Source organism: Shewanella sp. 11B5, from assembly GCF_002836795.1.
GTDB classification, from domain to species: Bacteria; Pseudomonadota; Gammaproteobacteria; order Enterobacterales; family Shewanellaceae; genus Shewanella; species Shewanella frigidimarina.
Genome location: NZ_PJAP01000381.1, coordinates 1 through 7,797 on the forward strand (window position 1 = coordinate 1; position 7,797 = coordinate 7,797).

The window sequence follows — 7,797 nt, forward strand, 5'->3', positions numbered from 1 at the left end:
TGTGCTAAGAAATAACGTGTATAAGGAACATTGCCTGGTACATGGTATTTAGCACCAGGATCAAAATCGGCTTCTGTACGTTCAATTGGCGCTTTAACACCTTGGTATTTTTCGCGTAAGTCCCACCAAGCTTGATTATATTGATCAGGTTTAATGGTGCCGTTAAATACTTGCCAGCGCCATTGGTCAATCATTAAACCAAAAGGCATAAAGGCAATTTTATCTAATGCTTGTTTTAACAATAAACCAATGTCTTTTGATGCATCAGGTACAGTTTCGAGTAATCCGATTTTTTGTAAATATTTAGGTGTAATTGATAACGCAATCGTGTCACCAATGGCTTCATGGAAACCATCGTTGGCAGAGTTTTTAAAGATAAACGGTTGATTTTTATAAGCGCGTTGATAGAAGTTATGGCCTAATTCGTGATGAATGACGGTAAAATCTTCAGCGTTTTTCTGGATACACATTTTTATGCGGATATCATCCAGATTATCTAAGTCCCACGCAGATGCATGACACACTACATCACGGTCTTGCGGTTGAACAAACATTGAGCGAGTCCAAAACGATTCTGGCAGCTCGCCAAAGCCAAGTGAAGTGAAGAAACCTTCAGCTTGTTTGACCATTTTAATTTCGTCATAGCCATTTTTAGCTAACAGTTCGGTAACGTTGTATCCGGGATCAGCATCTTTAGGCGCTACGTTGTTATAAATCGTGCCCCATTGCTGAGCCCACATGTTGCCCAATAAATGTGCAGGGATAGGGCCCGTCTTAGGCGCAACATCATCACCGTATTGCTGGTTTAATTCACCACGCACATAACAATGTAATGAATCATATAAAGGCTTAATTTGTGCCCATAGGCGGTCTAATTCGGCAGAGAATGCTTCTGGCTCCATGTCATACTGACTACGCCATAATTCAGATAAGTCGGCGTAACCTAAATCTTGCGCGCCTTGATTGGCTAATTCGACTTCACGTTCAAATAGTGGACGCATTGGTTTTGCTATTTCACGCCAACCTTGCCAAGCTTCTAAAAGTACCGCGGGATCTTTAGACTCCGCCATAAGGTTTGATAGCTCTGGTTGAGTTAAACAGCGACCATCAGCAAAACAATATTTTCCTTTACCATATAGACCGTTGAGTTCAGATGCGATACTCGCAAGTTCTGCGTTCTTAGCTGGGTCTAGCGGGGCAGGTAAAACAAGGCTACTGCGTAAGCTGTTAAGTTTTCTGGCATTAACGGCATCAAGTTCTACATTGGCATATTTTGCCGCTTCTGTTGCATAGCGCACAGATGTTGAAGTGACTTTTTCACCCATTGCGGCAGATAAAGCCGCGGTGTCGTCAGTGATAAAATTGGAATAAATCCATTCTGCACGATTAGCTTCAATCGACAAATCCGCTAAATCGGCTTCTGCTTGGTTAATGAAATTAATTGCTGCAGTGGCATCAATTTTTTCAACTGGAGCGGGAGCAGGCTCTTGAGTGTCATTACAGGCACTTAATCCTAATGCTATTGAGACAATTAGTGCAATTTGAGACGGTCGTTTTAAAGGCAAGTTCATATTGGTTGCATCCTTGTTTTTATTATCGGCGTCAGTGTACCGAAAAATAGCAATCATTGCATATAAGTTAACAATCTGGTGCAGTTGTTACGATTTCTGTTGTCTAGATTAATAAAGAAAGCTGACAATTTCGATTGACATCTGTGCGCTCAATGATTAATTTAAACAGGTGTTTAAATTAATTTGGGTCTGGGAATGGCAAGCCGTACTGATACAAAAACAAGAATACTCGATGCAGCTGAAAAGTTGTTCGCTGAAAGAGGTTTTTCTGAAACGTCGTTACGACTGATCACCAGCAAAGCTGAAGTCAATTTGGCATCTGTTAATTACCATTTTGGTTCGAAAAAAGAATTAATTCGTGCTGTATTAGCAAGATACTTAGATGTGTTTATGCCAAGCGCCGCGATAGAGATTAAACGTATACATCATGCGCCTGAAAATGCGTCACTAAATGAGATTTTTTCTGCTTTAATTAAACCGTTACTTGAGCTTAATAAAGTACGCAACGGCGGCACGATTATTTTCTTGCAGTTGTTAGGTCGTGGTTATATTGAAAGCCAAGGTCATTTGCGCTGGTTTATTACCACACATTATGGCGAACATTTAGCGACGTTCGTAAAAGCTGTATCGGCAAGTGCACCACACATTCCTGCGGCAGAAATGTTCTGGCGTTTGCATTTTACTCTAGGAACTATAGTGTTCACTATGGCTTCTGCAGATGCACTAAATGAAATTGCTGCAGCAGATTATGGCGAACACAACAATATTGAAGCCATTATACGTAAAGTTATCCCCTACATGGCAGCAGGTGTTGCTGTCCCAGTGTTAACAAACTAAGAAGGTATAAAATGAGTATCGTCATATTGCTAGTTATAGCGATCATTGTCCTCTTTGGCGTGCGTAATATCAGGATGCAATTTATCACGCGTCCAGTATTTTCGTTCTTCAAAAAAGTGTTGCCTCCTTTGTCGACTACCGAGAAAGAAGCAATGGAAGCGGGTGATGTTTGGTGGGAAGGTGAGTTATTCCGCGGAAAACCAAACTGGAATACCTTACATAGTTACGGTAAACCAACCTTAAGTGCAGATGAACAAGACTTTCTTGATAATCAAGTTAACACCGCATTAACCATGATTGACGATTTTGATATCGTCCATAACCGTAAAGATCTCCCGCCAGAGTTATGGCAATATTTTAAAGAACAAGGCTTCTTTGCATTAATCATTCCTAAAAAGTACGGTGGACGCGAGTTTTCAGCTTATGCAAACTCAACAATTGTAGCCAAAATTGCCACGCGTAGTGTCAGTGCAGCCGTGACTGTAATGGTACCTAACTCTTTAGGCCCTGGTGAGTTGTTGACACATTACGGTACTCAAGAGCAAAAAGAGCGTTGGTTACCTTCGCTTGCTGTTGGTAAAGACATTCCCTGTTTTGCGCTTACGGGCCCAGAAGCGGGCAGTGACGCTGGTGCAATACCCGATATCGGTGTTGTTTGCCTGCGCGAATTTGAAGGCGAAGAGACATTAGGCTTAAGCCTAACGTGGAACAAACGCTATATTACCTTAGCGCCAGTTGCTACTGTACTCGGTTTAGCGTTCCAAATGCGCGATCCAGATGGTTTACTCGGTGACGTTAAAAACATTGGCATAACGTGCGCGTTGATCCCAACTGACCATAAAGGTGTTGAGATTGGTCGTCGTCATAACCCATTAATGATGGCGTTTATGAACGGTACAACAAGTGGTGAAGATGTATTTATTCCATTAGATTGGATTATTGGTGGCCCACAGTTTGCCGGTAAAGGCTGGCGTATGCTGGTTGAATGCTTGTCTGCAGGACGTGGTATCTCATTACCTGCTCTGGCAACCGCTTCGGGCCATGTGTGTACCAAAACGACCACAGCCTACAGTTATGTTCGTCAGCAGTTTGGTATGCCTATTGGTCTGTTTGAAGGTGTACAAGAAGCGATGGCGCGTATTATCGCCAATACTTACCAGCTTGAAGCTGCACGTCGCTTAACCACGCAAGGTATCGACTTAAAAGTTAAACCTTCTGTGGTGACTGCAATTGCAAAATACCACATGACAGAGCTAGGCCGTGATGTGTTAGAAGATGCGATGGACATTCAGTCTGGTAAAGGTATCCAATTAGGACCAAAAAACTATTTAGGTCATGCTTATATGGCAACACCTATTTCAATTACCGTTGAAGGTGCAAACATCCTCACTCGTTCATTGATGATTTTTGGTCAAGGTGCAACCCGTTGTCATCCATATGTTTTGGCTGAAATGGAAGCCGCTGCAATGGAAGATGAAACTTCTGCATTAGATCGTTTCGATTCATTATTGCTCGGTCACATTGGTTATGCGATGGGTAATGCATTACGTTCATTTGGTAGTGCACTAACAGGCAGCCGTTTTGCCAGTGCACCAGTGAGTGGCCCAACGCAGCAGTATTATCGTGACATGACGCGTATCTCTTCGTCACTTGCCATTATGACTGATTTATCGATGTTAATTATGGGTGGGGATCTTAAGCGTAAAGAAATGATATCTGCACGTATGGGGGATGTACTAAGTCAGTTATATCTTGCATCTGCTACGTTAAAGCTGTTTGAAGATAACGGTCGTCAGCAAGATGATTTACCAGCCGTGCATTATGTGATGACTGAACGTTTACATTTAGCGGCTAAAGCGCTTAATGACGCGATTCGTAATTTCCCGAGTAAAATCGCTGCTGTATTACTACGAGTGTTGATTTTCCCATTAGGTAACCACTTCAATGCACCTAGTGATAAATATGCAGTTGATTTAGTCAAAGGTATGCTTAAGCCTGGACCTGCGCGTGACCGCATTACTTTCCTTTGTGGAGAGTTTGACGGTGACACTAGCGGTATTGCTGAAGTTGAAAGTGCGTTCTTAGCTAAATATGCAGCGAAAGATTTGTATAAGAAGCTTAAGAAAGCACAACGCAGCGGCCATATAAAATCTAAACTTCCTATGCTTGAGTTATTCGACCTGGCATTAGAAAAAGACATTATTACTGAAGCTGAACATAAACAGCTTGTTGAAGCAGACGTATTACGTCTAGCTGCTATCAACGTGAATGACTTTGAAGAACTATAAGCTCAGTTGATTACCTTGATGTAAATCTTTGATGCAAATTGGCCCTGACTCTGTCGGGGCTTTTTTTATCCATCACCTTATGGTCAGCCGAGTAAGCTGACGAATGATTAAGCGGATAAGCGGATAAGCGGATAAGCGGATAAGCGGATAAGCGGATAAGCGGATAAGCGGATAAGCGGATAAGCGGATAAGCAGGGTACTGTAACAGCTTTGAAGGTCATTTAATTTCGGTATATCGTTAGTGTTCAAAATAACCAATAAAAAAGCCAATCCGAAGATTGGCTTTATCGTTAACGAGATTATCACTGGATGTACATTAGTGAATGTTGCTCGTTATGTTCGGCTTATTTAAGCAACGATCAACACTTTACAGGTGTTAGTGCCACCGATGGTTTCCATCGCGTCACCTTTAGTCATCAGTACCATATCACCACTGACTAAATAACCTCTGTTCACCATGCAATTTAATGCTTCTTTAGCTAGCTCATCAGCAGGGTATGCCGTTGAGTCAAACTCAATTGGTTGTACACCACGGTACATTGCCATGCTGGCCAATGTCTTTTGATGACGAGATAATGCAAAAATAGGTAAACCAGAGCTGATGCGTGACATTAACTTAGCTGTCGCGCCAGATTCGGTTAACGAAATAATCGCTTTAACACCAGGTAAATGGTTAGCCGCATACATGGTAGAAAGCGCAATCGTTTCTTCAACAGAAGAGAAACGTTGATCCATGCGGTGCTTAGATACATTCACACTTGGGTGTAATTCTGCACCTAAACAAACGTTAGCCATAGCCAAAACAGTTTCTTCAGGGAAGTCACCAGCAGCGGTTTCTGCTGAAAGCATTACCGCATCAGTACCGTCTAACACAGCGTTAGCCACGTCCATGACTTCTGCACGAGTTGGCATTGGGCTAGTAATCATCGATTCCATCATCTGGGTAGCAGTGATCACCGCTTTGTTTAGTTGGCGAGAACGTTCAATTAAGCGTTTTTGTACGGCAACAAGTGCAGCGTCACCAATTTCAACACCCAAATCACCACGTGCTACCATCACTACGTCTGATGCACGGATAACATCATCCATCGCTTCATCGCTTTCAACTGCTTCAGCACGTTCAACTTTAGCAACGATTAGCGCTTTACTGCCTGCTTCAAGTGCTAATGCACGAGCTAAATCTAGATCAGCACCGGTACGTGGGAATGATACTGCTAAATAATCAACATCAATCATGGCTGCTGTTTTAATATCAGCCATGTCTTTTTCAGTAAGGGCAGGAGCTGTTAAACCGCCGCCTTTCTTATTGATGCCTTTGTTATTCGATAACGGGCCAGCTACAGTAACCGTGGTGAAGACTTTGTGGCCTTCAACACGGTCAACTCTTAACTGCACTCGACCATCATCAAGCATTAAGATATCGCCAATGACAACATCATTAGGCAATTCTTTGTAATCAATACCCACTTGAGTTTCGTCGCCTTCGCCTTTTGCTAAGTCAGCATCAAGAATGAAAGTATCGCCCAAGTTAAGTTTGATTTTCTTGTTATCTTTGAAAGTCGAAACACGAATTTTAGGACCTTGTAAATCACCTAAAATAGCAACGTGTTTGCCCAATTCTTTAGCAATTCTACGAGTATCCGTAGCACGCTTTAAATGATCTTCTGGTGAACCATGTGAGAAGTTAAGTCTGACAACGTTAGCACCTGCTGCGATAATTTTACGTAAATTGTCATCGCGGTCAGTTGCTGGCCCAAGTGTGGTAACGATTTTAGTTCTGCGGAACATAAGATACTCCGTTAAGGATAAGAAAGATTTTTTGTTAAATTGAATTTGGTTATTTAAAGTACTCAAACAATATTAGCACTTAAATGATGCAACTATATTAACAGACATTCTGACTAAATGTAGTAAAGTTACCAACAAAATGATCGTTTTTAATATGTAATTTATGTGACAGAACAGCGATTTTTACAATAAAAAAAACCAAACAGACTAATCCGTTTGGCCTCGTGAACAATATTTGATTGCTGTCGATGAAATTTTACGCGATCAAACATAACTGAATTGTGTAATTATTTATCAGTTATCTTGAAAGCTTCATGCAAAACTATCAATTTATAGAGTATAGGCTCTATCGTTACACAGCCTAAAGCGAACAATTTACTCAGTTTAATAATAATCCAGTAAGAGATGTTTATTTCACCGCCCATCAATTTAGATGGTCAAATCCTTGTTCACACGAGATTCTTTCAACACTTCCTTCACACGTTTTAAATTATCACGGAAACGAGGGCCTCTACGTAAGGTAAAGCCTGTTGCCAACACATCTATGGTAACCAATTGTGCTAAGCGCGATGCCATCGGTAAATACATGTCAGTGTCTTCAGGGACTTCCATCGTTACAGGCAGAGTGCACTCATAAGACAATGGTGAATTTCGGGCGGTAATGCCAATTACGGCAGCGCCATTTTCACGCGCAATACGGGCAATTTCAATCAGTGATTTAGTGCGACCTGTATGCGAAATCAATACGACCACGTCACCTTCATTACAGTTAATACAGCTCATACGCTGCATTAACACATCATCGAAACATATCACTGGTACATTAAAACGGAAGAACTTGTTTTGCGCATCGTGGGCTACAGATGCTGATGCGCCAAGGCCAAAAAACGAAATAGTCTTAGCTTGAGTGAGAATATCGACCGCTTTATTTATCGCTGATGTATCTAAACTTTGACGGGCAGTATCGAGCGATGCCATTGAAGATTCGAAGATTTTTGTCGTGTATGACTCTGGCGTGTCATCTTCTTCAACGTGGCGACTAACATAAGGTGTGCCGTTAGCAAGACTTTGAGCCAAATGTAACTTAAAATCAGGGAAACCCTTTGTGTCCAATCGACGACAAAATCGGTTAACCGTTGGTTCACTAACATCAGCCATCTTTGCTAATGTGGCAATACTTGAATGTATAGCTGTTTGCGGTGAGGCTAATATGACTTCGGCAACTTTACGTTCCGATTTACTAAATTGGGTAAGGCTTTTTTGAACCTTTTCAAGGGTATTCATAAGCAAGCATCCGCTAAAAAGTAGCTAAA

Annotated in this window: 5 protein-coding genes; 2 read left to right on the forward strand and 3 right to left on the reverse strand. The window is 41.7% G+C overall.

The window, feature by feature from the left end; genetic code table 11:
• Positions 1-1,571: M2 family metallopeptidase (locus tag CXF78_RS08705; RefSeq protein WP_102036534.1), on the reverse strand; the 1,571-nt coding region annotated here is incomplete at its 3' end.
• A 195-nt stretch (positions 1,572-1,766) separates the two neighbouring features.
• Here CXF78_RS08705 and CXF78_RS08710 point away from each other — a divergent pair.
• Entirely contained in the window at positions 1,767-2,408 is a 642-nt protein-coding gene (locus CXF78_RS08710; RefSeq protein ID WP_102036535.1) for a TetR family transcriptional repressor PsrA, read from the forward strand.
• An 11-nt stretch (positions 2,409-2,419) separates the two neighbouring features.
• Positions 2,420-4,696, forward strand: a complete 2,277-nt coding sequence (locus tag CXF78_RS08715; protein WP_102036536.1) for an acyl-CoA dehydrogenase — start codon at positions 2,420-2,422, stop codon at positions 4,694-4,696.
• Between the two features lie 348 nt (positions 4,697-5,044).
• Here CXF78_RS08715 and pyk read toward each other — a convergent pair whose 3' ends face one another.
• Positions 5,045-6,484 (reverse strand): pyruvate kinase, encoded by a 1,440-nt coding sequence (pyk, locus tag CXF78_RS08720; protein WP_102036537.1) that lies wholly within the window; start codon positions 6,482-6,484, stop codon positions 5,045-5,047.
• Positions 6,485-6,913: 429 nt separating this feature from the next.
• A complete protein-coding gene (locus tag CXF78_RS08725; RefSeq protein WP_011637353.1) occupies positions 6,914-7,768 on the reverse strand; it encodes a MurR/RpiR family transcriptional regulator in 855 nt (284 codons plus the stop codon).
• Between the last annotated feature and the right edge of the window lie 29 nt (positions 7,769-7,797).